General features: G+C 65.0%; 17 protein-coding genes and 1 riboswitch. Of the genes, 10 read left to right on the top strand and 7 right to left on the bottom strand.

Going from position 1 to position 26,423, the window contains the following annotated elements; translation table 11 throughout:
- The first annotated feature begins 1 nt into the window (after position 1).
- Genes P5F91_RS05480 through P5F91_RS05460 form a run of 5 tightly spaced genes read left to right on the top strand, consistent with a single transcriptional unit; the run spans position 2 to position 4,814 of the window.
- On the top strand, positions 2–1,339 hold the full coding sequence (locus P5F91_RS05480) for an FAD-binding oxidoreductase (RefSeq protein WP_145612978.1): 1,338 nt from the start codon (positions 2–4) through the stop codon (positions 1,337–1,339).
- Between the two features lie 5 nt (positions 1,340–1,344).
- Complete coding sequence (locus tag P5F91_RS05475) at positions 1,345–2,097, top strand: SDR family oxidoreductase (RefSeq protein ID WP_145612977.1); 753 nt, start codon at positions 1,345–1,347, stop codon at positions 2,095–2,097.
- Positions 2,098–2,114: 17 nt separating this feature from the next.
- Entirely contained in the window at positions 2,115–3,080 is a 966-nt protein-coding gene (locus P5F91_RS05470; RefSeq protein WP_246134549.1) for an NAD-dependent epimerase/dehydratase family protein, read from the top strand.
- Between the two features lie 22 nt (positions 3,081–3,102).
- Positions 3,103–4,380 carry an NAD(P)/FAD-dependent oxidoreductase gene (locus P5F91_RS05465; RefSeq protein WP_145612975.1) on the top strand — a complete coding sequence of 426 codons (1,278 nt, stop codon included), beginning with the start codon at positions 3,103–3,105 and terminating at the stop codon, positions 4,378–4,380.
- Between the two features lie 8 nt (positions 4,381–4,388).
- Positions 4,389–4,814, top strand: coding sequence for a GtrA family protein (locus tag P5F91_RS05460; protein WP_277906735.1), 426 nt, complete (start codon positions 4,389–4,391; stop codon positions 4,812–4,814).
- A 6-nt stretch (positions 4,815–4,820) separates the two neighbouring features.
- On the opposite strand, the gene P5F91_RS05455 is transcribed toward P5F91_RS05460, so the two are convergent.
- Complete coding sequence (locus tag P5F91_RS05455) at positions 4,821–6,551, bottom strand: hypothetical protein (RefSeq protein WP_145612974.1); 1,731 nt, start codon at positions 6,549–6,551, stop codon at positions 4,821–4,823.
- Between the two features lie 285 nt (positions 6,552–6,836).
- On the opposite strand from P5F91_RS05455, the gene P5F91_RS05450 reads away from it, so the two are divergent.
- The 4 genes from P5F91_RS05450 (at position 6,837) to P5F91_RS05435 (ending at position 13,776) form a co-directional block, all read left to right on the top strand.
- Positions 6,837–9,512: a glycosyltransferase family protein gene (locus P5F91_RS05450; RefSeq protein ID WP_277906734.1), complete on the top strand. Its 2,676-nt coding sequence runs from the start codon at positions 6,837–6,839 to the stop codon at positions 9,510–9,512.
- Between the two features lie 1,029 nt (positions 9,513–10,541).
- Positions 10,542–11,801: a replication initiation protein gene (locus tag P5F91_RS05445; protein ID WP_246134547.1), complete on the top strand. Its 1,260-nt coding sequence runs from the start codon at positions 10,542–10,544 to the stop codon at positions 11,799–11,801.
- 141 nt (positions 11,802–11,942) lie between these two features.
- Positions 11,943–12,929 (top strand): AAA family ATPase, encoded by a 987-nt coding sequence (locus P5F91_RS05440; RefSeq protein WP_277906733.1) that lies wholly within the window; start codon positions 11,943–11,945, stop codon positions 12,927–12,929.
- Positions 12,919–13,776 carry a ParB/RepB/Spo0J family partition protein gene (locus P5F91_RS05435; protein WP_186454940.1) on the top strand — a complete coding sequence of 286 codons (858 nt, stop codon included), beginning with the start codon at positions 12,919–12,921 and terminating at the stop codon, positions 13,774–13,776. The genes P5F91_RS05440 and P5F91_RS05435 overlap by 11 nt, the downstream gene beginning before the upstream one ends.
- Here the strand turns inward: P5F91_RS05435 and P5F91_RS05430 are convergent.
- The 6 genes from P5F91_RS05430 to P5F91_RS05405 all read right to left on the bottom strand — a co-directional run bounded on the left by P5F91_RS05430 (position 13,773) and on the right by P5F91_RS05405 (position 24,295).
- Positions 13,773–15,155, bottom strand: a complete 1,383-nt coding sequence (locus P5F91_RS05430) for a voltage-gated chloride channel family protein (RefSeq protein ID WP_145612970.1) — start codon at positions 15,153–15,155, stop codon at positions 13,773–13,775. The two genes, P5F91_RS05435 and P5F91_RS05430, sit on opposite strands and share 4 nt — an antisense overlap.
- Before the next feature lie 78 nt (positions 15,156–15,233).
- A riboswitch (Fluoride riboswitch) is annotated at positions 15,234–15,313 on the bottom strand.
- A 171-nt stretch (positions 15,314–15,484) separates the two neighbouring features.
- Entirely contained in the window at positions 15,485–16,006 is a 522-nt protein-coding gene (locus P5F91_RS05425; protein WP_145612969.1) for a MarR family winged helix-turn-helix transcriptional regulator, read from the bottom strand.
- Positions 16,007–16,236: 230 nt separating this feature from the next.
- Positions 16,237–17,694 carry an aldehyde dehydrogenase gene (locus P5F91_RS05420; RefSeq protein WP_145612968.1) on the bottom strand — a complete coding sequence of 486 codons (1,458 nt, stop codon included), beginning with the start codon at positions 17,692–17,694 and terminating at the stop codon, positions 16,237–16,239.
- 131 nt (positions 17,695–17,825) lie between these two features.
- Positions 17,826–18,668, bottom strand: a complete 843-nt coding sequence (locus P5F91_RS05415) for a p-hydroxycinnamoyl CoA hydratase/lyase (RefSeq protein ID WP_145612967.1) — start codon at positions 18,666–18,668, stop codon at positions 17,826–17,828.
- 178 nt (positions 18,669–18,846) lie between these two features.
- Positions 18,847–22,593, bottom strand: a complete 3,747-nt coding sequence (locus P5F91_RS05410; protein WP_277906732.1) for a two-component regulator propeller domain-containing protein — start codon at positions 22,591–22,593, stop codon at positions 18,847–18,849.
- 271 nt (positions 22,594–22,864) lie between these two features.
- Complete coding sequence (locus P5F91_RS05405; protein ID WP_277906731.1) at positions 22,865–24,295, bottom strand: SAM-dependent methyltransferase; 1,431 nt, start codon at positions 24,293–24,295, stop codon at positions 22,865–22,867.
- Positions 24,296–24,532: 237 nt separating this feature from the next.
- On the opposite strand from P5F91_RS05405, the gene P5F91_RS05400 reads away from it, so the two are divergent.
- Positions 24,533–26,227, top strand: coding sequence for an ABC transporter substrate-binding protein (locus tag P5F91_RS05400; protein WP_186454937.1), 1,695 nt, complete (start codon positions 24,533–24,535; stop codon positions 26,225–26,227).
- Positions 26,228–26,423 lie beyond the last annotated feature (196 nt).

Genomic DNA, 26,423 nt, shown 5'->3' with positions numbered 1-26,423 from the left:
CATGCGCCAGCCGATCAAGTCCTGGGGAAATCTGGCCAGCGTCGAACATGACGTGGCGACGCCCGCCTTTCGCGAAGATGCCGCGCCCTTGCTAACCACCCTGCTGGAGAAAACCGGCAGCGCGCTGGCCCACGGCCTGGGCCGTTCCTATGGGGACAGCCCGCTAAACGCCGGCGGCGGCCTGCTGGTCACCCGCCGCATGGATCGCTGCCACGCCTTCGACACCGCCACCGGCGTGTTGCGGGCGGACGCGGGCCTGAGCCTGGCCGATCTGCATGTCATCACCGTGCCGCGCGGCTGGTTCGTGGCCGTCACCCCCGGCACCAAGTTCGTTACCCTGGGCGGTGCCGTGGCCAACGACGTGCACGGCAAGAACCACCATGTGGCCGGTAGCTTCGGCCACCATGTCCGGGCCTTGGGCCTGCGCCGGTCCGATGGAACCCTGGTCGATTGCGCGCCTGACCGCAATACCGACCTGTTCCGCGCCACGATCGGCGGCCTGGGCCTGACCGGCCTGATCGAATGGGCGGAAATCCAGCTGCAAGCCATCGCCTCGTCCGACATGGAGGTGGAGAACATCCGCTTCGACCATGTCGACCGCTTTTTCGACTTGGCGGCCGAAAGCCTGGACTGGCCTTACAGCGTGGCCTGGGTCGACTGCCTCAGCCAGGGCGCCAGCTTGGGGCGGGGCATCTTCTCCCGCGGGCGCCACGCGCCGGATGGCCCGCGCCTGGCTCAGCCGGCTAGCGCCAAGCTCGCGGTGCCCCTGACCCCGCCCATCAGCCTGATCAACGGCCTGAGCTTGCGCGCGTTCAACGCCGCCTATTACAGCCGTCCGGGCGCCACCTTCGCCGGCCGCTGCCACTTCGATGGGTTCTTCTATCCCCTGGACGGTGTGCATCACTGGAACCGCGTGTACGGTCCCCGGGGATTCTACCAGTACCAATGCGTCGTGCCCCCCGCCGTGGCGCGGGAGGCCGTGACGGAGCTGCTGGCCCGGATCGCGGCCTCGGGCACCGGATCCTGCCTGGTGGTGCTCAAGAACTTCGGCGACGTCGCGCCTGCCGGCCTCCTGTCCTTTCCCATGGCCGGTACCACCCTGGCGTTGGATTTCCCTAACCAGGGTCAGCGCACCCTGGCCCTGATGGCGGATCTGGATCGCACGGTGGCAGCCGCCGGCGGCCGGCTTTATCCCGCCAAGGACGCGCGCATGCCGGCGGACCTGTTCGCGGCGGGCTATCCCGCTGTGGCGGATTTCAAGCGGCACATTGACCCCGCCTTCATGTCCGACTTCTGGCGGCGCATGGAACAGGCCCCTACGAAGAGCAAGCAGGCGTGACCGAAATGACCGGACAGACCGTGGTGATCCTGGGCGCGACTTCCGCCGTCGCGGAGCGTTACGCCCGCCTGCACGCGGCACGCGGCGCGCGCCTGGTGCTGGCTGGCCGCGACGGCCGCCGGCTTGGAGCCATCGCGGCCGACCTGATGGCACGCGGTGCCGCCGGTGCCGAGGTGGCCATGATGGATCTGGCAGCCCCGGCAGCGGGCTTCGACACGGCCTGGGCCGACATGGCCGCCAAGCTGGGCGGCCGTGTGGACACGGTGCTGCTGGCCTACGGCATCCTGGGCGACCAAAAGGCAGCCGAGGCCGACACCGCCGAAATGGCCCGCCAGCTGATCACCAATATGACCAGCGCCTGCGCCTGGCTGACCGTCGCCGCCAACCATCTAGAGCGCCAGGGCCAAGGCACGCTGATCGCCATAGCGTCCGTCGCCGGGGATCGCGGACGCCAGTCCAATTACGTCTATGGCGCCGCCAAGGGCGGCCTGGCCCTGTTCGCGCAGGGCATGGCCCACCGCTTCGCCGGCACGAAGGTAAAGGTGCTGACGGTGAAGCCAGGCTTCATCGACACGCCCATGACCGATGGCCTGGCCAAGGGCGGGCCGCTGTGGGCCACGCCGGAGAAGGTAGCGGCCGACATCGACCGGGCGGCCGCCAAGGGCGCCACCACCCTCTACACCCCCTGGTTCTGGATGGGCATCATGATGATCATCCGCAACCTGCCGGGCGCCATCTTCAACCGTATGAAAATCTAATGGTGGATGAAAATCTGATGCCCAGCCGCACCGACATGCCCAATGGCAAGCCCGTGGGCAAGATCGTCATCACCGGCGCCGCCGGCCTGGTGGGCCAGAACCTGGTGGTCCGCCTGAAGGATGCCGGCTACACCAACATCGTCTGCATCGACAAGCATCCGGCGAACACCCCGGCGCTTGCCCGCATGCACCCGGACCTCACCGTCATCCAGGCCGACTTGGCGCGGGACGATGGCTGGCAGGACAGCTTGGAAGGTGCCGCCGCCGTGATCCAGATGCACGCCCAGATCGGCGGGCTGGACTGGGCTGAGTTTGAGGATAACAATATCACGGCGACGGAGCGGGTGCTGGCCGCCATGCAAGCCGCCGACGTGCCCTACTTGGTTCACGCCAGTTCCTCCGTCGTGAATTCCATGGCGGTGGACTTCTATACCGAGAGCAAGAAGGCCCAGGAAAAGCTGGTGGATGCCTGCCCCATCCCCCATGTCACCCTGCGCCCCACGCTGATGTTCGGATGGTTCGACCGCAAGCATCTGGGCTGGCTCGCCCGCTTCATGCAAAAGGTGCCAGTCTTCCCCATCCCCGGATCCGGCCGCTATATCCGCCAGCCGCTGTACGTGGGAGATTTCAGCGCCATCATCATCGCCTGTCTGGAAAGCCGCCGCACGGGCACCTACGACATCTCGGGCCAGCAAAAAATCACCTACATTGAGCTGATCCGCGTCCTGCGCAAGGCGGTGGGCGCCAAGACGCCCTTGCTGCGCATTCCCTACGGCCTCTTCCACGCGCTGTTAACGGTTTACGCCCTGGTCGACCGCAACCCGCCCTTCACCACCAAGCAGCTGAAGGCCCTGGTGACGCCCGACGAATTCATCGTCATCGACTGGCCCGGCATCTTCGGCGTGCGCTCCACCCCGCTGGACGAGGCGCTGTCCGTCACTTTCAACGACCCGCGCTACGCCAGCGTCGTCCTCGACTTCTGATTTTCCCGAGGGGTTTCCCGCAATGGCTAAACTTGCCGTCATCGGCGCCGGCGCCATGGGCCTGGCTGCCGCCCATTATGCCCTAAAGGCCGGCCATGAGGTGGCGGTCTACGAGGTCGACACCCAGCCCGGCGGCATGGCGGCGCACTTCGATTTCGGCGGCCTGAGCATCGAGCGCTATTACCATTTCATCTGCAAATCGGACCAGCCGACCTTCGACCTGCTGGCGGAGCTGGGCATCGCCGACACGCTGAAATGGCGCACCACATCCATGGGCTATTTCATCGACGGCAAGCATTACCGCTGGGGCGATCCGCTGGCCCTGCTGTCCTTCCCCCTGCTGGGCCCCATCGATAAGCTGCGTCTGGGCCTGCAGATGTTCCTGACCACCAAGGCCCGCGATTTCCAGTCCATCGAACATCTGGACGCCGCCACCTGGTTCAAGCGCGGCGCGGGCGAGAAGCCGTTCAACGTGCTGTGGAAGCGGCTGCTGGACCTGAAGTTCTTCGAATACGCCGATAACGTCTCGGCGAGCTGGATCGCCACCCGCATCCGCCGCATCGGCAATTCCCGCCAATCCCTGATGAAAGAACAGCTGGGCTATCTGGAAGGCGGGTCGGAGACCCTGGTCCAGGCCCTCGCCGCCGACGTCACGCGACGCGGCGGCAGCCTGCACCTGGGCGCCAAGGTGGAGGAGATCGTGTCCGAGGACGGCCGGGTGACGGGCGTACGCACCGCCCAGGGCTTCTTCCCCGCCGACGCCGTCATCTGCACTGTGCCCACGCCCTATGTGGCGGGCCTCGTCCCGGCCTTCACCCAGTCCACCAAGGACAAGTACGACGCCATCAAGAACATCGGCGTGGTCTGCGTCATGCTTAAGCTGAAGCGGCCGGTTACCCGGCACTTCTGGCTGAACGTGAATGATCCGACGATGGAGATCCCCGGCATCATCGAATTTTCCAACCTGCGGCCCCTGCCCGACACGGTGGTCTACATCCCGTACTACATGCCGCACAGCCACCCCAAGTGGGGCTGGACGGATGCCGATTTCGTGGCGGAGACGATGGCCTGCGTGCACCGCCTGAACCCGGCCCTGACCGACGCCGACCTGATCGATACCCACGTCGGCCGCCTGCGCTACGCCCAGCCGGTATGCGAGCCCGATTTCCTGGACAAGCTGCCGCCGGTGCAGACCGAGGTCGCCGGCCTCCAGGTGGCCGACACCTGCTACTATTACCCCGAGGATCGGGGCATCGCCGAAAGCATCCGTTTCGCCAAGCGCATGGTCGACACGCTGTGAGCCCTGCCATGGAAAAACGCCCCGCGTCACCCGTGGACAGGCTGATGGCCAGTGAATTCGCCCGCTTCCTGCTCGTGGGCGGCTTCTCCGCCGGCGTGAACGTGGTGGCGCGCTACCTGCTGAACCGCGTCATGCCGTTCGAGGCCGCCGTGCTGGTGGCCTATCTGTTCGGCATGGTCACGGCCTACCTGCTGTCCCGCCGCTTCGTGTTCGAGGCGTCGGGCCGCAAGGCCCATGAGGAATTCATCCGCTTTTGCATGGTCAACGCTGTGGCCGCAGCACAGGTATGGCTGGTCAGCGAAGGCCTGGCACGCCTCGCCTTCCCCGCCATCGGCCTGACCTGGCACGCCGAGGATATCGCTCATATCATCGGCGTGCTGTCACCGGTCGTGACCAGCTATTTCGGCCATCGTTACTTTTCATTCCGCAAGTAAGCGACGTTAGGTTCCTAACTGACGACCCAGTCTTCGGCAGGCCAGGATGAAGCCAATCGTGCCCAGCGCGGCCACCACAGCCATTCCCGGGTTAATCAGGGGCTCGTGATACTCCTTCAGGAAATCGTCCGGCACCCCAATGCCGAATATGGCGACGCTGACCATGATTTCGGCTCCGGTCACGATGATGGCCAGCCAGGGCGAAAGGGCGTAAAGACCAACTGCGCCGGCTGCAATCGCCATCAGCGGCATGGCCAGCGCGCCCTGATGGATAATGGTAGCCCCTTCCTTGAACATGGCGAGGCTCCATACCACTGCTGTCAGCAGGAACACGCCTCCGGTGACCAACACGAAACGGGCGGCATCCTTTTGATGGCGGACGGCCAACAAGACGGCGGGCAAGCCCAAATAAAACACGCTGACGACGCTAGACACCAGGAAGAACTGTCCCCCACGCAGTCCCCCGCTCAGGCTGTGATACCGCGCGCTGTCGCCGGCCAGCAAAGCCCCGCCGGCCTCCCCGATCCATTTGGGAATATCCCACATCCCATCGAAAATCTTTTGGAAATTTATCCACTTGGTGTGGAGGATTTGTTGCCAGGATAGCGGCCCGTAAACGTCGCGCAACGTTTCCCAGGTGCTGCGGGGATCAACCTGAGTCACGTCCGCCAAATGATACTTCAACAGTCGGTTGCCGGGCGGATCGACCAGGGCCTGATAGAGGGACCAAGGCAGCATCAGGGCGATGAAGCAAACGCCGCCCGCCAGGATAAAGCGCCAAGTAGGGATTCGTCCCATGGCAAGGAAAAGGACAACCACGGCCAGCAGGATGAAGGCCGTGCTGCCGTGGCTCAACATTGCCAAGGCAGCCGTGGCACCGACCAGAGCTCCATGACGCCAGCTGGCCCGGATTTCATGGTAATAGGGAGAGAGCAGCAGCGCCGCCGTCATCAGGATGAAGCCCGCTGCGATCAGCTTCGGCCATACGAAGAATCCGTTTATGATGGCGACCGAGGAAAAGGCGCACGCCACAAGACCAACGGCGATGGCCCCATCCTTCAACCGCCAGACCGCCAGATACGCTGCCAATCCCAGCAGGAAGAACGCCTGGGCGCCGATGGACGCGAGTTCGTAGGCCATATCATGGCGCCACCCGGCCTGAACCGCCAACGGCGCCACTTCCAGCGCCAACCCCGTCTGAAGCGGCGGGCGGTCACTGGTCAGCCAATCACCAGTCAGAGGCCTGGGAATGTAGTTATGATAAAGACCGTCCTCGAACAGGCGCGGCAACGCGTTGTCTATGGGGAGATGATGCGAGAAGCGCACAGCCGCCGTCCGTAGGACATCCCCCATGCCACCATAAATCAACCCGGCGGCGCTAAGGGCCAGCGTGAACAGACCGACCAGCACCAGCGCGGTCAAGGCCGGATCGTTGGTCAGCCGTTCCCTCCTCAGCCATCCCGCCCGCCAGGCGCAGACGGCAGCGGCAACGAAACCCGTGGCCCCTATTAAGGTGACGGTGGTGCCAATGGCCCGGGAAAAGAAATAAGCAAAAAAGGTGACGTAACCCGCCACACCATAGCTAACGCCGCCCAAAACAATTCTCTCAGCCGGCAATTTGAGCCACCTGCCACCGCCCGTGACGGCCGCCACCCATGGCAAATAAGTCAACGCTAGAATTACGAATGTGAAATAAACCAGAAAAGTAACATTGGAGAACCAGTCAGCGTCAATCATATCAGTCGTACCGATCTTTATTCCGAATCCGTTTGCAAGAATTGCGCTGCCAAAGCACGAAATGAGCGCGCAGAGCGCTATTTATATCATTGAAATTGGCAGGAATGCTACGGTGAAGCGCGCATGCTGCAGCGTTGGGATGGCTGCGCCGGCGGCCCCGACTTTCCTTGACAGCTCTGTGGACAGGCGACAAAACCGGTAGACGCGTTGGGAAGCGCGTCGCCCTTTTTGCCTATTTCGGACCAGGGCGCCACTTTTAAACGATTACACTTTATTAGGCAGCGTATGCGAAATAATACCGGCCGTACCACCTGGAACAATCGACTGGCCCTGGCCCTGGTCATTCTGGCCCCCATTTTGGTGAAGCTGCCTCTGATCCTGGGGCTGCGCATCGCGGATCCGACACCGCTTTACAGTCGCCTGGCCAGCGAGCTCACGATGGCCCATCCGGGCAACCCGACGCTGGATCCGAATATCGCCTTCACCAGCCAGACCCTGGGCCATCGCGCCGCGCTGGATCTGCTGAGCGGTCACTTGCCCTGGTGGAACTATTTCCAAGGCGTGGGCATGCCCTTGGCGGGTGAGATGCAGTCCGCCGCCCTGTTTCCACTGACACCGCTGCTGGCCCTGCCTAATGGCCAGTTATACATGCATATCATCCTGCAGATTATCGCCGGCGTCTTCACGGTACTGCTCATGCGCCGCCTGGGGGCGGGCAAGGTCGCTGCGACCCTGGCCGGCGTATTGTACGAGTTCAACGGCACCTACGCCTGGCTAGCCAACGCTGTCATCAATCCCATTGCCTTTCTACCTATGATCCTGCTGGGGGTGGAGGCGGTGCGCGCCCGCTTTTCCCCGTCCCATGACGGGTTGGTGCGTCGTGCTGCCGGTTGGTATTGGATTCCAATAGGCTTGGCATTGTCCCTGTATGCCGGCTTTCCTGAAACGGCTTACCTTAACGGCCTGCTGATCGGTGTTTGGACCTTGGTCCGCCTAATCGGCCTGGGCTCTGCCCGGGTAGCCGCTCGTTACCTGTCGAGCGTGGCAGGCGGGGCCGTTGTGGGTATGCTGCTGGCCGCTCCCATCCTGATCGCCTTCACCGATTTCCTGCTCGTGGCCAATGTCGGCGGACACAGCGGCGACGGCTTCCGACACATGCACCTGCAGGCTGGCAACATCGTCAACCTGACGCTGCCTTATCTTTTCGGCCATTTGGGCGAATTGCCCGTCCCTGTCGGCAACGGCGCTTTCTGGGGCAATGTCGGCGGCTATGCCGGCATGGCCCTGGTGGCCCTGGGGCTGGTTGGCGCCGCTGGCGCCTTGCGTGACGGCACGTACCGCGCTCTTCGCCTGGCCCTGGCCGCCTGGGCGGCCGTGACCATGACCGCGACCTACGGTGCACCCGTCATCACCCCCCTGGTCACCAGCATTCCCGCCGTGGGAACAGCGGCCTTTTTCCGTTATTTCTGCGCCTCGTGGCAGTTCTCGCTGAGCGTCCTGGCGGGCTTCGCGGTGCAGGATCTGGCCACCGCGTCGGTGCGGCGCCCCGGCTGGGAATTCTGGACCGGCTTGGCCGCAGCCTTCGCGGTGACGGTAGCGGCCCTGACTCCGGCCGCGCCCACCCTTGTCGGCCTGCCACTTACTCCTTGGTTCCAGCGGTCGTTGATGGTGGGAGAAGGTGTGCTGGGCGGCCTCGCTCTGTTGGGTGGACTGCCCCTGGCAACCAGACGCCGCGCCATGCTGGTAGCCATTCTGGCCGGGTTGGAAGCGATGCTGCTGTTTATTGTGCCTCTGCGCAGCCTACCCTCAGCGGCCGTGGTGGATACGCGCGGCGTGACCTTCTTGCAAAACCATCTGGGTCAACAGCGCTTTTATTCCCTGGGACCGGTGACACCCAACTATGGCGCCTATTTCGGTATCGCCGGCATCAACCATAATGATATGCCCCTGCCCAGGGCCTGGGTGGATCATGTGGTCAAACATCTGGACGACAATACCATAGATGTGCTGTTCACCGGCTTCAGCCGGGCATCAGCCAGCGGACCGACGGCCCTCGAAAACCTGCTGCGCAACCTGGATGCATATCGGCAACTGGGTGTGAAGTACGTCCTGGGGGGACCGACCAACGCCAATGACTGGACACCTCCAGGGAGTGCCGCACAGCAGAACGGCAATAGCGCCGCCCCCCTGCCCAGCGATGGCCATGCGGCCTTCACCCTGCCCTTGCCCGACCACGGGGTCGTGACCCAGGTCGGTATCCTAGTAGGCACCTACGGCCGCAAGAGCGATGGACTGCTGACGGTCAAGCTGTGTGTGGCCGATACCTGCGCCCAGGGATCTGCAGTTCTAGACCATCCGGCCGACAACACGTACTTCCCCATTCCCCTGGACAGCGGCCTGCCCGTCAACGGCGGCCATGCGCGGTTGGAACTGCAGCGGACGGGTGGCACCCAGCCCCTGGCCGTGTGGATGTATCCGGTGCAGCCCGACGGCATCCGTACCCAGGCGCTGGATGGCGGTTTCGCGTTCGAAGAGCAGGCACCAAAGCTCTCCCTGACATTGAGTGCCGACGGCCCCCTGCGCCCGGTATTCCGCGACAGCGTCATGACGGTGTATGAGCTGGACAATGCAACACCTTACTTCACCGCTGAGGGCTGTACGCTGGATGTACAGTCGCGTGAGGCGCTGGTGGCGAACTGTCCCGCCGCCGCCACTTTGCGCCGGCTAGAATTGGCAATGGCCGGATGGTCTGCCACCGTGAACGGCGTCGCCCAGCCCGTGGACGCCGACGGACCGCTGTTCCAGCGCGTGGAACTGCCCGCCGGCCGATCGGTGGTCACCTTCCACTTCCAGCCGCCTTTCATGCCGCTGGGCTATGCCCTCTTCCTCCTGGGCCTGGTATCCCTGGCGGCTTCCATCTGGTGGAGACGCGCACCTGAGGCCTTGCGGGAAGCGGCGTGAGGTGCCAGGGACCCGGTGTAAGGGCAAAAGTCATATGAGGATGACATTGGGCGGGCTGCCATGGTCGGATGGCCCACCCCACGGGTCCTTACAGCTTGGGGGACATCCTTACTTTTTGGGGGAGGGTCCCCAGCCAAGAGACTCGGTAGCGGCACCCTATCCTTACTCACCGGGGGCGAGTCGCGGCGGACCAGACGCTGAGGGCGGTGTTGTACCGGAGTCATGCGGTATCCTTACCAATCGGGGGCCCGCGACTCCGTTGATTTTCGAGAACCGGCCGGTTCATCCTTACCGCTGGGGGGCCATTTCCACCCGCTTTCGCCCCTTGGGCGACCGAGATGGCGCGTAACCGCCTTTCTTTAGCTATTTCAGCTGTTTATTGACTTTCCCCGCCGAATGCCTGCGCGTGCGGCTCCCCCACGCCGTAAGGATAGGGCATGGGAGCCCCCGGGATGTAAGGATGATGGCTTCGTTCCCCCAAGCGGTAAGGTTTCCGCGGACGGGGCAGGCGAAGGGATGGGCATTCGGCTCCTCTCATGATTCGAGTGGAAAGGAGGCGCGAGATCCTTACCTCACGAGTCGTCGTCACCGAGGTGATGAAGGCATCCAGCTTGGTCCTTAGTTGATCCTTTTACCCTCAAAATGAACCGTTATTTTTAGGTATTCCCTTTCAAAAAGGATTCTAGGACGCGCAAACCCTGGCAAACCCTGGGGTTTTGCGACCTTATGCTTACCAGCAGGGGGCGATATCCCTACCGGCCGGGGCGATTCGCCTGCCGCCCCAGGGCGTAAGGGCGGCGCTCTATTGCGCCCCCAGGAAGTAAGGAGTTGGCAAATCAGGGCTTTCCACCCTTTCCTTACTTGCGGTCCATGTAAGGAAGCCCCTACAGTGCGGCCATTCATTCACGGGATGATGGCATGGCGCGCAAAAGCGATAAACCGGTCTTGAGACCGTCGGTTTCGATACCGACGGGGCCTGCGGCTGATCGTTTGGTATCGCCCCCAATGGCCGCGACCAGGGATGCCCTCATGCCCTATCGGCCACAGGACGTGGCGGGACCGGGCATCGTCATCGACATGGACGGCGGTATGGACACCTCCGTGCCGGCGCTGGCGGAGGAGAACGCGCTGGGCCTGACGGCCAAGGTGGCGGCAGCGACGTTCGAGCGGGATGGCTACAAGCACCTGATCAAGGCGGCGGAGGCGGTCTATTCCTATCCCGCCAACGGGTCACGCCTGTCCCTGCCGGCGCAGAAGATGCTGAACTTCATGATCCACCTGGCCGGCAGCCAGAACTTCGCCAACAAGCTCTACCGCCTGCCCAAGAAGGTCGTGCGCGGCAATCACAAGGGCAATGAGCGCATCTTCGACGCGGTGAAGGAGATCTACGAGTCCAGCCTGGTGGTCATCGGCCCCTTCCGCGGCCGCCGGTCGCGTGCCGAGCTGCGCATCCTCAGCAGCTATGTCCGCCCGGAGGAGGAGATCGAGAGCGACAGCGCCGACATCCACTTCCAGTTCACCGACGCCTTTCTGGAACTGCAGCGCGCCTCCAAGCTGTGGGCGCGGCTGTCGGGCCCGGCCATGGTGAAGGTCACCAGCACCTACGCGCTGAAGCTCTACGAGATTGGCATGCAGCGTTACCAGATGGACTTCCCCTCGCTGGCGCTGGACATCGACACGTTGCGCCGCCTGCTGAACGTGCCGGAGGGGGCATACAAGGACTTCGGCATTCTGCGCACCCGCACCATCGATCGCGCCATCGCCGAGGTGAACCAGCTGGCGCCCTTCCGCGTGGAAATGCCGGAGGCCAAGATGGTGCGCCGGGGCCGCAAGGTGGAGGAGGTCACGCTGGACTTCTTCGCCAAGGATGAGGACGAGGTCGCCGACACCTTCCTGGAACGGGAACGGCACAGTGTGGGCCGGCGGGCACGGCGCATCGGCAAGGTGGAGAAGCTGGAGCCGGCGGTGGTCGAGGCCACGCCCTTGCCCGACGCCGACGATGCCAACGCCCTGTGGGCCGCCGCCCGCCACGCCTTGTTGGCCAAGAACGTTCCCGCCCCCCTGCTGCGCGACCTGGAGGTTGAGCGCATCGAGGAGACGGCACGGGGCGAACGCCGGCTGGTGCTGGTGGCGGGCCATCCCGCCACGGCGCAGACGGCCCGCATGAATCACGAGCCCAGCATCCGCAGCGTCCTGGTCTCGCTGACCTCCGGGTCCATCACCGGGGTGGAGATCGTCGCACCCCCACGCCGTAAGGGTAGGGCCGCCGACCCCGCCCCCTCGGCGTAAGGATGACGCCTGCGCTAACGGTTGCGACGTCGCAACCAGCTGCGTGATGTTGACGTAACACAACGGGACTTGTTGACGCCGCCAATTCGGCGCCACTATTCTGATGCCAACATCTTGGGGCTTAAAACGGAAGGGACGGCCATGGATGGCGCCGCATTGCGGATCGCGCGGGAAGCGCGTGGTGAAACCCAGCAGACCTTCGCCGACTGGCTGAACGCCAGCCTGGGCCGCAAGTACGACAAGGGCCGCATCAGCCGCTGGGAAACCGGCGGGGAGAAGATTCCCCAGGCGGTCATCGACCTGCTGACCCCGCGCCGCCGCGCCCGCCAGACGGCCGCCATCATCGCCCTGTCCAACCAAAAGGGCGGCGTGGGCAAGACCAGCGCCTCGGTCAACATCTGCGCCGCCCTGGCGGCCTTGGGCCAGCGGGTGCTGTTGGTGGATGCCGACCCGCAGGCCAGTGCCACGGTGCACCTGGGCATCAGCCAGGCCGACATGTCGGAAGCGGGCAAGACCACCTATCACGTCATGCTGAAGGATCAGGCGACGGGCCAGGCGGCCGTGCCGGTGTGCGACGGCCGCTTCCACCTGCTGCCCAGCACCATCCTGCTATCGGCAGCGGAGACGGAACTGATCGCCGAGCCCATGGGCACACTGGTGCTGCGGGAGCGGTTGGCCATGGTCCGCCGGGCCTATGACTACATCCTGATCGACTGCCCGCCCCACCTGGGCATGCTGACCCTGAACGCCCTGGCGGCGGCAGACGGCGTGTTGATTCCCGTACAGACGGAGATGCTGGCCCTCATGGGCGTGCCCCTGCTGCTGGACACCATCAGCAAGGTGCGCCGGCGCGGCAACCCCGACCTCAGCGTCATCGGCATCCTGCCCACCATGTTCACCGCCCGCCATACCCAGGACCGCGCCACCCTGGCCGACCTGGAAGCGCGGTTCGGCGGCGCCATCCGCATCTTCACCCCCGTGCCGCGCGCCACCATCTTCCCCCAGTCCGTGGCAGCCGGGCAGCCCACCATCGATGTGGCATCGGACCCTGCAACCGTGGCACCTTTCCGCGAGGTTGCCCAAGCCCTGCTTGAGGCGGATGGAGAGGACGTCGCCCATGTCGCGTAAACTGGCCCGCAGCAATCCCGCCCTGGCGGCGACGGCGGCCAGCCTGTTGCCGGCCACGGCCAAGCCGCTGAACAAGCTGTATGGCACGTCGGAGGATTTTCCAGAGCTGGTGGAACTGGACCTGGACCAGGTGTTCCCCAACCCGGATCAGCCGCGCCGCCATTTCGACGAGACGGCCCTGCGCGAGCTGGCCGACAGCATCGGCGCCCAGGGTCTGATCCAGCCCATCGTCGTGCGCAAGCGGGCGGAGGGCGGCTACCTGATCGCCGCCGGTGAACGCCGCTGGCGCGCCCACCGCCTGCTGGGCAAGGCTACGATCTTCGCCATCGTGACCCAGGGTGGGCTGGATGAGATCGCTTTGATCGAGAACCTGCAGCGCCAGGATCTAGACACGCTGGAGGTGGCCTGGGGCCTGAGCCGCCTGGGAGAGACCCATCGATACACCCAGGACCAGCTGGCCGGCGCCGTGGGACTCAGCAAGTCCGAAGTCTCGCGCCTGTTGGCCCTGGTGCGCCTGCCGGACAGCATTCTGGCGGAATATCCCGCGTATCGGGACCAGGTGAGCAAGAGCCACCTGTTCATCCTGGCCGACGCCGAGGATGATGCCGCCCGCCATCGCCTGTGGGGGTTGATAAAGGGTGGCGCCACCATCAAGGCTTTGCGCGCCGCCAACAAGCCGGCCGAGTCGGCGGTGCCGGCACCCAAGGTGCCACCGCTTGCCGGTCGCCTGATCACGCGCATGGAGCGGGACCTGGCGCAGGTGTCGGCCGGCCCCAACGGTCTGGCGGCCAAGGACAGGGAGCGGCTGGAGAAGCTGCGCCAGCGGCTGGACGAAATCCTCCGCTAATTGCGACGTCGCAATCGGCGCTTCAGCAGCACACGGATATGACGATGCAGGGTAAGGGGGGCTGGCGGCAGATCGCGCGCCTGCCGCAATGTACCCCCAAGAGGTAAGGACGGTGACAGCCGACCCTTGGGCACGTCGATGCGCTGTGACAGATAGATGCCGGAATGCCCACTGAAGGCATAGGCGACGAAGCAGGCAACCGCGATGTAAGGGGTGTGCGCGGCGCCGAACAGCTCTATCCCCATCAGGGTGCAGGCCAAGGGGGTGTTGGCCGCTGCGGCGAACAACCCCACGAAGCCCAAGCCGGCGAGCAGGTCCGTCGGGGCACCCATTACGCCAGCCAGGGCATGGCCCAGGGCGGCACCGATGAAGAACAGCGGCGTGACCTCGCCACCCTTGAAGCCTGTGGCCAGCGTGGTGATGGTGAACAGCGCCTTCCACAGCCAGCTGAACGGGTGATAGGGTGCGGCCTGGAATAGGCCGGGCAGGGTGATCGCGGCTGGATCGGCCGACCAGACGCCCAAACCCAGATAGTCGCGCGTGCCCAGGATGTGGACGAAGGCGATCAGCAGCAGGCCACCCAGGACTGGCCGCAGCAAGGGCTGGGGACAGAGGCGGCGCACCAGCGCCGCCGCGCTGTGCGAGAGCTCGGAAAAGACCAGGCCGCCCAGGCCGAAGATCACCGCCGCCAGGGTCACCTTGGCCAGCAGCCAGCCTTGCAGGTGAAAACCGCCGTCGCCGGTGGCGATGATGTAGGCGGTATGCTCGATGCCCCAGGCCTGGCAGGTCCAGTCGCCAACCAAGGCCGCGATCAGGCAGGGCAGGAGCGCCTCATAGCGCACCTGACCCAGGCTCAGCACCTCCAGCGCGAAGATGGCGCCAGCGATGGGCGTGCCAAACACCGCGCCAAATCCGGCGGCCACGCCGGCCATCAACACCAGTCGGGTATCGACCGGGGGCAGTTTCACCAGACGGGTGAAGCCGCTGGCCAGGCTGCCACCCAGTTGCACCGCCGTTCCCTCGCGGCCCGCTGAGCCGCCGAAGAGGTGGGTGACGACGGTGGCGGCCAGGATCAGCGGCGCCATGCGCAACGGTACGCCGGCGCCGGGTTCGTGGATCTGGTCCACGATCAGGTTGTTGCCGCCGTCGGCCCGCCCGCCGAAACGGCTATAGACCCAGACGATGGCGATGCCGGCCAGGGGCAGAGCGTAAAGCAGGGCGGGGTGATCGAAGCGGGCCTGTGTGGCCCGGTCCAGGCCCCACAGGAACAGGGCGCAGGCGCTGCCGATCAGAGCGGCGACAGGGGCTGTCAGGCATAGCCATTTCAACAGGGCGCGCGTCTGCGCGGCCCACGAGGCCAACAGGCGACGGGGGATCATGAGGGGAACCCGGAACTGATGAAGTAAGGATAGGGCGCGGACACTGCGGACGGACTCCAACCATCAGGTGGCGAAACACCGAAGGTAGGAATCATCAGCCCCGGACGGGGCGGTTCGGCCAGGAGACGGCCAGGCAGAAATCCATTGCCAGAATCAGCTATGACGGATGCCGACGGCCCCTGTCAACGGTTTGCCGCGCAGTGCTGTCGCCCACCTGGGGCGCGAAGGATATTGAATCGCGCGCGGCTATCCGATTCGCTGGCTATTGGCGACCAGGAAGAAAGCTAAGATGCAGTTAATTTTCGTGATCGGCCGAGTCGGGCATGCCTTTACAGAGTGCGGATTTTGTTCAGCAGGGTCAGCAGCTGGGTCTGCTCGTCGGCCGTCAGCACGGCGGACACCTTGGCCTCCTGCTCTTCCACCAGGCCTTCAGCCTGGACCAACAGTTCAAGTCCGGCGTCCGACAAGCTCAGCATCTGCACCCGCCGGTCCTGCCGGCCGCGCACGCGCTTCAGCAGGCCCCGGTTGGCCAGGCGGTCGACCAAGTGGGCCATGTTGGGCGGGGCGATTTCCAAAACCTCACCCGCCTGGCGCTGGTTCACGCCCTTGTTCACGCTCACCAGGCTCAGGAGCGAGAATTCCGCCAAGGTCAGTTGGCAAGGGGCGAGATGCTCCAGCACCAGGCGCCGCACCAGTGTTTCCGCCCGCGACAGGTTGAAGCCGACGAATCGCTCCAGCTTTGAACAGTCCAGCGCCGTTTCCGCCTTGGCCGTGGCGGGCAGGGACTCGTCGGGGCTTTCCTCAGCTGTCAGCACATCGGTCGCGGGCGTGGTGTTCTTCAGGGCCGGCATGGGAGCGGTCTCAAAAAAAAGCGGAGCGGCGTGAAAGGGTAGGGTGGATGATCGGTTCAGGCCCTTATATCAGCCGGGGCGGCGGGGCCAATAGCGTTGGTGGAAGTATCCCGGTAATTGTCCTGATCGTCCAGGGGAACCACCGCTTGTCGAGCGATACCGCGCGGCACTCCGGCCGGGAAGGGACCAGCCATCCCCCAAACGGTAAGGATGGCCGGCTTTCGAGAGCCTCAGATCGGGTAATGGCGGGGGCCGGTCTGGATGGTGACCCAGCGCAGCTCCGTAAACTCGGCTACGCCCCATTTGCCGCCGAAGCGGCCGTAGCCGCTGCTTTTCACGCCGCCAAAGGGCATCTGCGCCTCATCATGCACGGTGGGGCCGTTGATGTGGCAGATGCCGGACTCGATGCGCTGCGCCACCGTCAGGGCGCGGGCGACGTCGCGGCTGAACACGGCGGCCGACAGGCCGTACTCGCTGTCGTTGGCCACGCGGATGGCCTCCTCGTCGCCATCGACGCGCATGACCGCGACCACGGGTCCGAAGGATTCCTCGGCATAGAGCTTCATCTCATGCGTCACGCCGTCCACCACGGTGGCCTGCATGATGGCGCCATCGACCGTTCCGCCGGCGGCGATGTGGGCCCCCTTGGCCGCGGCATCGTCCAGCAGCGCCTTGATGCGCTGTCCGGCCTGGGCGTTCACCAGAGCGCCCAGGATGGAACCAGGGGCGGACGGGTCGCCGGCGGTCAGGGTACGGGCCTTGGCCGCCAGCTTGTCCACGAAGGCGTCGGCGACGCGGGAGTCCACCACCAGCCGCTCCGTCGACATGCAGATCTGGCCTTGGTTGAAGAAACCGCCGAAGGCGGCGGCGGCAACGGCCGCGTCCAGGTCGGCATCGTGGAGCACCAGCAGCGGCGCCTTGCCACCCAGCTCCAGCAGGGCGGGTTTCAGATGCGTGGCCGCCAGTTGGGCGACGATACGGCCCACGCCGGTGGAGCCGGTGAAATTCACCCGCCGCACGGCCGGATTGGCGATCAAGCGCTCCACGATGGCCGGCGCGTCGGCGGGGGCGTTGGTGATGACGTTGACGACGCCATCGCCCAGGCCGGCCTCGGTCAGGATCTGGCCGATCAGGCGATGGGTGGCGGGGCACTGCTCGCTGGCCTTCAGCACCACGGTGTTGCCACAGGCCAGCGGCGTGGCGATGGCGCGCGTCCCCAGGATGACGGGGGCGTTCCAGGGGGCGATGCCCAGCACCACGCCGCAGGGCTGGCGCAGGGCCATGGCCAGGCTGCCAGGCACGTTGCTGGGGATGACCTCGCCATTGATCTGGGTGGTCATGGCCGCCGCCTCGCGCAGCATGTTGGCGGCCAGCATGGCGTTGAAGCCGTACCAGTTGGGCATGCCGCCGATTTCCGCGGCGCCGATGGCGATGAAATCCGCCGTGCGGGCGTCCATCAGGTCGGCCGCCTTCAGCAGGCGTTGGCGCCGCTCCCCAGGGCTGAGCGCCGCCCAGGCGGGGAAGGCGGACTGCGCCGCGGCCACGGCGGCGTCGGCATCGGCCGCGGTTGCCGCCGCGGCGGTGGTCACGACCTTGCCGCTGACCGGGTTGGCACGGGTGAAGGTGGCGCCGCCGGCGGCGGGCACGTCGCGTCCGCCGATCAGCAGGCCGATGGTGGTGGTCGTCATCGGGACCCTCCCTGGGGTTTTATCGTTGTCACAGGCCGCCAGCGCTGTCCCCCAAGACGTAAGGATAGCGTCCCGGGAACTGGGCGGCGGCGCTTATCCTTACCGCCTGGGGGCGTTTAAGCCCCCGCCTCTCAAGAGCCGCGCTTGTAGGTCTGCAGACCGGGCTTGATGCTCTTGTCGTCCAGGAATTGCTTCAGGCCCTGCTCCCGGCCCTTTTCCGGGTCGCGCAGCTGGGCCTGGTCCAGCTTGGCGTACAGGTAGTCCTCATTCTGCTCCCACGTCAGTTCGCGGCAGCGCTTGAAGCCGTTCTTGGCGGCGCGCAGCACCACCGGGTTCTTGGCCAACAGGACCCGGGCCAGCTTGGTGACCTCTTCCCGCAACTGGTCGCGCGGCACGCTCTTGTTCACCAGGCCCATCCGGGCGGCCTCCTGGCCGGTGAACGTCTCGCCCGTCATGATCAGGTGCAGGGCGGCGCGGTGGCCAATGGTGTCGGCCAGGGCCTTGCTGACCAGGTTGCCCGGTGGGATGCCCCAGTTGATCTCCGACAGACCGAACACCGCCTCATCGGCGCAGATGGCCAGATCACAAGCCACCAAGGGAGAGAAGGCGCCGCCGAAGCACCAACCGTTGACCATGGCGATGGTGGGCTTGGCATAGAAGCGCAACAGCCGCCATTGCCAGGTGGACGCGTCGCGGCGCACCTTTTCCTGCAGGATTTCCGGGCCGGCGTCGGTCTCGCGAAAATATTCCTTCAGGTCCATGCCCGCCGTCCAGGCGTCGCCGGCGCCGGTCAGGACCACCACCTGGGCGTCCGCATCCAGTTCCAGCGTTTCCAGCACATCGACCATGTCCCGGTTCAGGGTCGGGCTCATGGCGTTGCGCTTGTCCGGCCGGTTGAGGGTGACCCAGGCGATACCGTCCACGACATCGACTAGGACGGTCTTCCAACGATCCGCATATTTGGACTGGGGCATGGGCCTCAGGGCCTCCTCAACTGCATTTCTTTAAAGGGCCGGTTCGCGGCCGGTTATTAACTTATATAGAATAACTATTATGAGCGCAATAGACCGCACGCGGCGGGCGTCCGCATTTGCGACGTCGCAAATGAAGGCCGCCGGGACGGTGGCGGACGCGGAATCCGGGTGTCAGGGATCAGGCACGAAAGGCGCGCAGCCGGTCGGCCGCGGTGGCGCTCAGGCTGGCGCCGATCATCGACGGGATGACCAATGTCACGGTGGTGCCCTGTCCCAGCACGCTGTCGACCGTCAGGTTGCCCTTCAGCCGCTGGGTCACGTGGTTGTAGGCCACGTGCAGGCCCAGGCCGGGATGGCCGCGACCCCGGGCGGTGGTGAAGAACGGGTCCAGGATGTGGGGCAGTACCTCGGCGGAAATGCCCCGCCCGTTGTCGGTCACGGAAATCAGCACCACACCGCCCTCGGCCGAGGCCGTGACCGTCACATGGCCGTGGGCACCCGGGTCGAAGGCATGGTCGGCGGTGTTGGCCAGGATGTGCGTCAGGGCGTTGACCAGCGATTCCGGCACCGTGGGCACGACCAGGCCATAGGGCACGTCCACCGTCAGCTCTATGGCGCCTTGGGCCAGGGCTGTCCGCGCCACATTGGCCACATCGGGAAGCAGGGTGGACAGGTCGACCTCCGTCACCTTGCTTTCGCCGTCCTCCGCCGCGATGGCGGTGAAGCTCTTCACCAGGGCCGCCGTGCGCTTGGTGTTGCGTTCCACCAGGTCGGCCAGGTCGGACCATTCCTCCAGCCCGGTTTCCAGGGCGTTGCGGGTCAGCTTGCCCTGGGCGATGTTGTCGCGCACGTCCTCCAGGCTGCCGCGCAGGCTGCCCGCGGCGGTCAGCACCACGCCCAGGGGCGTGTTGACCTCATGCGCCACGCCGGCCACCAGGCGGCCCAGCGAGGCCATCTTTTCCTGCTGGATCAGCTTGGACTGGGTGGTGCGCAGATCTGCCAGCGCCTGGGCCGTTTCCATCCAGGCGGTTTCGGCACGGCGGTAGGATTCCGCGTTTTCCAGGGCGATGGCGCTATAGGCGCACAGCGTGCGGAAGATCATCTGTTCCCGGTCGCCATAGGCATGGTCGGCGACCACCACCAGCACGCCCAGCACCCGGTTTTCCACCACCAGCGGATAGGCCAGCGCCACGCCGTCTTCCACCGTCTCCGTCAGTTCCTGCCGGCTTTGCGCCGCGCGGGCGGGCAGGGACAGTGGATCCTCCAGGTAGACCGGCTCGACGGCGCTGCCGTCGGCGGTGGCGGGTTCCAGGTACGACCCCTGCAGTCGGTACAGCACCAGGCGGTGGCCGGTCAGCAGCTCACCCACATAGCGCTTCAGCGTGCTCAGCACCGCGTCCAGGATCAGGGTGGCGGTGATGTCCTGCCCGGCGTCACCCAGGCGGCGCAGGATGGCGGCGGACTGGGTCAGGGCGGCGTTGGCTTCCGTCAGTTCCACCGTGCGCTGCGCGACCACGGCCTCCAGCTCCTGCTGGCGGCGGCGCAGAATGGCGGTGCGGCCCCGCACCAGCAGGCCGACGGCCCCGGCCAGGGCGACGATGCCCAGCATCTGTGCCCACCAAGTCTGGTACCAGGCGGGCAAGACGGCCAGCGGCACCGTCAGCTCCGCCGTCGACCATTGGCCGCTGCGGTTGCTGCCCCGCACGCGCAGGGTGTAATTGCCGGGCGGCAGGTTGGTGTAGGCGATCTGCCGCCAGTTGCCGTCGATCTCCAGCCAGTCCCGATCCGACCCTTCCAGCTTGTAGGCATAGCGGTTGCGTTCCGGGGCGGAGAAATCCAGCGAGGCGACCTCCAGGCGGAAGCCGTGGTCATCCGGATGGATGGTCAGGGGCGTGGTGGCGTGGGCCACCTGCGACCCTGGAATCTGCCGCCGGCCGATATAGGCCTGGGTCACCACCACCGGTGGCACGTAGGTCCAGTCCGCCAGCATGCGCGGGTGGATCAGGGTGACGCCGTCCTCCGCCCCGAACAGGATTTCACCGTTGGGGCCCTTGGCGACGGACGTGGACCAGTGGGTGGTCAGCCAAACGCCGTCCGACCGCTGGAAGGGGCGGATGGCCATGGTGATGGGATCGATACGCACGACTCCGGTATCGGTGGACACCCAGATGAAGCCGTCCTCGTCCTGTGCCACGGCGTTGGCGGTGGCCAGCAAGGGCTCCACATCGCTGGCCAGGAACTTCACCGGCCGCCGGCCGTTGGCGTCCGGCTTGCCGATCATGGCGACACCCTGGCCGTAGATGGTGGCCCATAGCCGGCCCTGGCGGTCGGTGGCCAGCGACGCGATGTTGTGGCTGGTCAAGGTGGTGGGGTTGCCGCTGTCCAGGTCGATCTTCTGAACCGTGCCGCTGTCGATGCCGGCCAGGTACAGGCCGCTGTAAGTGCCAATCCACAGGCCGTGGTCATCCGCCAGTTGCAGCACCGTGATGCGCTGATCCTGCAGGCCGCCGGTACCCTGGCCCAGCGGGTGCGCGCTTCCCGTGGCGGGATTGTAGGCCCAGACGCCGACGTTGGAATCGCCGATCCAGAGGTGTGTCCCATCCCATTGCAGGCTGGAGATGTTCAGGGCGGCATCCAGCCCCGGCACCCGGGTCAGATGCACGGCCCCGGCGCTGAGGTCGGTGCGGTACAGGCCGTCGCGGGTGCCGATCCACACCGTACCGTTCTGCTGAACCGCGAAGGATCGGGCCACCTTCGCCGGCAGGGCGTGTTCGGGATTGCCGGGGTCGGAGGCCAGGTGGGAAACCAGCTGCCCCGAAGCGTCCAGGACATCGACGCCGCCCCGGCCGCGACCCAGCCACAGCTTGCCATCCGGGGTGACCATCAGCGAATGGGCGCTGCGGTCTTCCGTCTGGGGGTTGGAGGAGATGGGGGTGAGGAAGCGGAAAGCTTGCGCGGAGGGGTCGAAGCGGCACAGGCCGGGATAGGTCCCCACCCAGACCAGGCCCGCCTTGTCCTTGTACAGCGACAGGATATTGTCGTTCAGCAGGCTGTCCGGAACCGTGCGGTTGCGTTTGATGGCCTTTGCAGCGCCGCTGGCCAGGTCCACCTCCAGCAGCCCGTCGCCCATGGTGCCGATCCAGAAGACGTCGGGCTGCACCTCAAGGATGGCCTTGACCCAGTCGCCGGCCACGCCCGCGAAGGATGCCGGCACGGCCTGGAACTGCGGCACGCCCGTATTATCCAGCTGCAGCAGCAGCACGCCGTGGCGGCTGGTGCCCAGCCACAGGCGGCCATGGCCGTCTTCGTACAGGGTGGTGACGCCATCCATGGCCGCGGACCGCGGCAGGGTTAGGCTGCGAAATTCCGTCTGCCCCGGCGGCAGATAGGCCAGGCCGTTAGCCGTTCCCACCCACAGATATCCCAGATGGTCGCGCTTCAGCGCCTGGATCTTGTCGCCCACCACGCCGCCCGCCGGATTGTCGGCGCCGTGCAGGTGCGTGGCCGGTTCCTGGTTGGCGGCCAGGTGGTCAAGCCCGCCCTCGGTTCCCACCCACAGGCCGCCGGCCCCGTCATCCTCGATGCTGCGGACGTCGATATGGCTCATCGTATCCAGCGGCACGCGCACGAACCGGTCGGTGGCGGCGTCGTAGCGCACCAGGCCGGCGGCGCTGGTGCCCACCCACAACCGCCCTTGGACGTCGGTGTGCAGGGTGCGGATGTTGCTGTCGGGCAGGCCATAGGGCCCGGTGGCCCCACCGCCATAGGATTTGAAACGATAGCCGTCGAAGCGCGCCAGGTCGCCGGCAGTGCCCACCCACAGAAAGCCCTCACGGTCCTGCTGAATGGCCGTGATGTATTCGATGCTTTTGCCTTTGTCTTCGTTGTACCGGGTGAACAGATCGATGACCGAATTACGCCACATCTCGGCGGCACGCGCCGGTGCGGCCGTGAGAATTGGTAAACAGACGGCGATCAGTACGCCAGCGCGCCCGATTTTATTGAGCGATCTTCCAATTTCCTGAACGAAATTCAGCATGAGGCTCATCTTATACGTCAAACGGCGGCGTCAGGGTAATGACCGATCAGTCTGTCGCGATATGTGCCTCCCGGTAAAACGGGGCCTTGGCAAGCAGGCCAGATACGATGCCGTACCCAGACTTTCTGCCAAGACCCCGCAGTAATTTCACCTGCTTTTATTCTGCAGAGACGTTTTGGTCCTGCACGTCTTCGACCGAAACGTTCTGATCCTGAACGTCCTCGACGGAGACGTTCTGGTCTTGGACATCTTCGGTGGAGACGTTCTGATCCTGGACGTCTTCGGTGGAGACATTCTGGTCCTGGACGTCCTCGGTGGAGACGTTCTGATCCTGGACGTCTTCGGTGGAGACATTCTGGTCCTGGACGTCTTCCGTAGAGACATTCTGATCCTGGACGTCCTCGGTGGAGACGTTCTGGTCCTGGACGTCTTCCGTGGAGACGTTCTGATCCTGGACATCCTCGGTCGAAACGTTTTGGTCCTGAACCTCTTCGACGGCGGCGACGACCTTCACCGGCGTTGCCGGCCTGGCGAATGCGGCCAGCCAGCGCTGCTCATCGGCGTTCAGCGCGCCGAAGCTGGTGACATAGCGCACCGGATCGGCACGGAAGGACTGGGCCGCGTCGGGGTCCAGGGCGATCTGCTGCATGGCCTGGAAGTAGGCCTGGGACATGGCGGGCGGGCTGGACGGCACCAGCGTGATGGGGGCGGATTCCTCTGCCGGCACGGGCAGGGGCTTGCCCACCATGGCGCTGATGCCCAGCCGCTCCGCCATGGCCATGTCGTTGTCCAGGCTGTCCTTGGGTGGGATGTACAGAGTGCTGGCCTTGCTCAGCCGCTTCAGGTTGGCGGGGTCGCGATACGCGCCCAGCTTCAGGCGGCGCAGCACGGGCTTCTGCCCCGGGCGGGTGGCGCCGACATAGTCCACGCAGGGGTGGTCCTCGCCATAGATCTCGATCAGGCGCTCGAACAGGATGGCGCGGCGCTCCAGGTTGTCGGTCACCGGGCGGAACAGGTCGCCCACCGGGCCCACCTGCATCAGCACGACGTGCCCGCTGGTCACCAGCGGCCGGTTGCGCAGCAGGAAGTCGGTGGCCTCCATGGCTTGGTAACCGGACTGGCTGGGGTCCACGCGCAGGTCGGCGAACAGGTAGTCCAGCGACGACACGCCCGGCAGCAGGCAGGTGTCATAACCCTCGGCCTTGGCGGTGGTCAGGGCCAGGCGGGCGGGGGCGACGTAGAAGCCGGGGTGGCCGTAGAACACGCCCGTCACGCGGCGGCCGGACCGCACCTCGGCCACCATTACCTCGGCCATCTGCACATAGGTCAGGCTGCGGCGCTTGTCGGCGCCGTACAACGTGGTGAGGTCGATGACGTTGGGGTTGAGGGCGTGCAGGTCCGCCAGCATCAGCGGATCGCGGATGCAATGGAACACGACGTCGGCGTGGCGGATGTGGCCCTCGGCTTCACGGGTCAGGTGCCCCAGCGCCTGGATGCCCGTGCCCACAATGGCCAGGCTGCCGCTGGATTGTTTCGCTTTGGTTTCAGTCAGGATCGCTTGGGTGTCCGCAATTCTGGTGTCCGGCATCACTACCCCCATCGGTTGAGTTTGTAGTTGGGCAGATAAGCTACCAGTCTACAATCAGAACGGGTAGATGGAATATGGCATCCGGGCAGAATCCCCCTTCGCCCCGAGGGTGCGAGGACAGGCGCAGCGGGGCGAGAGGATCCATGTCAATGGTGCGTTAATGGACCTTTGCAATCGAGTGGAGAGTTGGATGATAGTGCCTCGGCTTCCGCCTATCCGCAGACCAGGGGCGCTTCGTTGTTTGATATCGGCTTTTCCCGAGTGTGGCCGCGCCACGCGTTCGCCGGCCTTGTCATCGTCTGTTTGGCAATAGGGGCTTCGGCCGCATGGTCCGACCAAGCACGTGCGGCGGGCAAGGCGGAGTCTGTGGTGTCGACCGCCGTCATCGGCAGCTGGCCGGTCGACCTGCATCCGCTTCAAGGCGACGAGTTCGGCCACGTCATGGCGAAGCGCTTCGTCAACCGGCCACTTCTGGAAGCCGGCCCGGGTGGACTGACGTGCGTTTATTGCGTCTCGGTTCCCTCCGTGGCCGATGGTTCCTTGCGGACGGTGCGCGATTCGAATGGAACCTGGATCACGATCGCGCGCTACATCATGCGCCCGGATGTGCGATGGGCTGACGGTGTCGCCATGACGACGGCTGACGTCGCATTTACCTGGGACGTCTTAACAAGCACCGGCCGCGGCCTGGCGGACTCTGACCAGCGCATCATCAACGTGAAGTCAATTCAGGTGATCGATGAGCGGCGGTTCGACGTCGTTTACACGGGCTCCGCCTGTAGCGACCAGCTCTCAGTGCCGCCATTGCTCCCGGCTCATTTGGAAAAGCCGATTTGGCAATCCAACCCAGCGGAATACTTCTCAAACTCGCTTTACCGTACGAAGCCAGGCACCCCGGGTCTTTATAGTGGTCCGTATCGGGTGGTGGCCGCCGACGGCACAACCTTGCATCTCGAGGAGAATATTTACTGGCCGGGGCAAAAGCCCGCCTATGGAAAAGTTGACCTTCTGGTTCCGGCCAACCAGGCCGCCCTTGAAACCGCCGTCCGCGCTGGAAAGGTGGATGTTTTCACTACCCTTACCTTTGATGTCGGCAGCCGGCTGGCCCGGGATCTGGCCAATGCCTACAACGCTTTTTACGCGCCGTCCGATTTCCTGGTCCACCTGAAGGTGAATTTCACTAACCCCATCCTTTCCGACTTACGGGTCCGGAAGGCCTTGTTATTCAGCCTGAACCGCGACGCCCTGGTGAGTTCGGTTTTGGAGGGGAAGGGGACCGTCGCTCAAAGCCTGTTAAGTCCCTTCATGCCCGGATATGCTCCGGTGAGCCGGTATCCGTTCAATCTCACCAAGGCCAACCAATTGCTCGACGTCGCTGGTTGGGTCAGGGGGCGTGACGGCATGCGCCATAACATATCCGGCGTGCCTCTACGGTTTGAGCTGCGATATAGGGGAAACCATCCCTGGCCCCAATTGGCGCCGCGCCTCGCGGAGGCTTGGCAGGCCGTTGGCGCGCAAGTCGACCTGGTGGAAGACGCCGCCCTGTCTGGCGATGCCGTGGATACGACCCAGCGGTATTCCGGACTTGTCGGTTTCTCCCAGTCTTTGGAAGGGGGGTTGGAAGCCGCCAGATTCTGGTTCCATTCGACGATGATCCCGAACGCCGCCAACGGCAAGCGGGGGAATAACTATTTCGCCGTGCGGATCAAGACGCTGGATGACGCCCTGGATCATTTGACCCAGGCGGGCTGTGCCGTTGATCCCCGGCGCGACGCGCTGACGGAGGTTCAAAAGGCTTATGCGGATGATTTGCCGGCGTTGCCGCTGTGGTTCGGCACGGTGATCACGTTGGCGAACAAGCGCATTGACGGTGCGGTGGATGCGCGCACCTTCGCGTCGGCGCCGGTGGAGTATTGGCACCCACGGCTGTGAGGGCGGTTGGGGCCAGCCCCGCGTGGTCACGGCTGGGGTGGGCTGCTTATTTTCTGAGCGGTGGCACCAACATGGTAATCTCCCAGGGCAATGTGGCGACGATCGCCAGTCGTTAAATAACTCTGTGACGCAACTGGTGCGGGTGCTATGACCTTAGCTCCATGAAGGCTGTGGCAGCGGTCTCCAAAAAGCCAGG

The organism is Nitrospirillum amazonense, from assembly GCF_029594735.1.
Taxonomy (GTDB): domain Bacteria; phylum Pseudomonadota; class Alphaproteobacteria; order Azospirillales; family Azospirillaceae; genus Nitrospirillum; species Nitrospirillum amazonense.
Note: the sequence above shows the minus strand (reverse complement) of the source record. Positions and strands in the feature narration are given on the sequence as shown.

What these genes read in the sequence shown, in the direction of transcription:
- P5F91_RS05465 (WP_145612975.1), top strand. Translation starts at nt 3,103, where the DNA reads ATGGCTAAACTTGCCGTCATCGGCGCCGGCGCCATGGGCCTGGCTGCC.
- P5F91_RS05445 (WP_246134547.1), top strand. Translation starts at nt 10,542, where the DNA reads ATGCCCTATCGGCCACAGGACGTGGCGGGACCGGGCATCGTCATCGAC.
- P5F91_RS05435 (WP_186454940.1), top strand. Translation starts at nt 12,919, where the DNA reads ATGTCGCGTAAACTGGCCCGCAGCAATCCCGCCCTGGCGGCGACGGCG.
- P5F91_RS05455 (WP_145612974.1), bottom strand. Translation starts at nt 6,551, where the DNA reads ATGATTGACGCTGACTGGTTCTCCAATGTTACTTTTCTGGTTTATTTC.
- P5F91_RS05480 (WP_145612978.1), top strand. Translation starts at nt 2, where the DNA reads ATGCGCCAGCCGATCAAGTCCTGGGGAAATCTGGCCAGCGTCGAACAT.
- P5F91_RS05415 (WP_145612967.1), bottom strand. Translation starts at nt 18,668, where the DNA reads ATGCCCCAGTCCAAATATGCGGATCGTTGGAAGACCGTCCTAGTCGAT.
- P5F91_RS05450 (WP_277906734.1), top strand. Translation starts at nt 6,837, where the DNA reads ATGCGAAATAATACCGGCCGTACCACCTGGAACAATCGACTGGCCCTG.
- P5F91_RS05440 (WP_277906733.1), top strand. Translation starts at nt 11,943, where the DNA reads ATGGATGGCGCCGCATTGCGGATCGCGCGGGAAGCGCGTGGTGAAACC.
- P5F91_RS05410 (WP_277906732.1), bottom strand. Translation starts at nt 22,593, where the DNA reads ATGTGGCGTAATTCGGTCATCGATCTGTTCACCCGGTACAACGAAGAC.
- P5F91_RS05425 (WP_145612969.1), bottom strand. Translation starts at nt 16,006, where the DNA reads ATGCCGGCCCTGAAGAACACCACGCCCGCGACCGATGTGCTGACAGCT.
- P5F91_RS05405 (WP_277906731.1), bottom strand. Translation starts at nt 24,295, where the DNA reads ATGCCGGACACCAGAATTGCGGACACCCAAGCGATCCTGACTGAAACC.
- P5F91_RS05470 (WP_246134549.1), top strand. Translation starts at nt 2,115, where the DNA reads ATGCCCAGCCGCACCGACATGCCCAATGGCAAGCCCGTGGGCAAGATC.
- P5F91_RS05430 (WP_145612970.1), bottom strand. Translation starts at nt 15,155, where the DNA reads ATGATCCCCCGTCGCCTGTTGGCCTCGTGGGCCGCGCAGACGCGCGCC.
- P5F91_RS05420 (WP_145612968.1), bottom strand. Translation starts at nt 17,694, where the DNA reads ATGACGACCACCACCATCGGCCTGCTGATCGGCGGACGCGACGTGCCC.
- P5F91_RS05475 (WP_145612977.1), top strand. Translation starts at nt 1,345, where the DNA reads ATGACCGGACAGACCGTGGTGATCCTGGGCGCGACTTCCGCCGTCGCG.
- P5F91_RS05460 (WP_277906735.1), top strand. Translation starts at nt 4,389, where the DNA reads ATGGAAAAACGCCCCGCGTCACCCGTGGACAGGCTGATGGCCAGTGAA.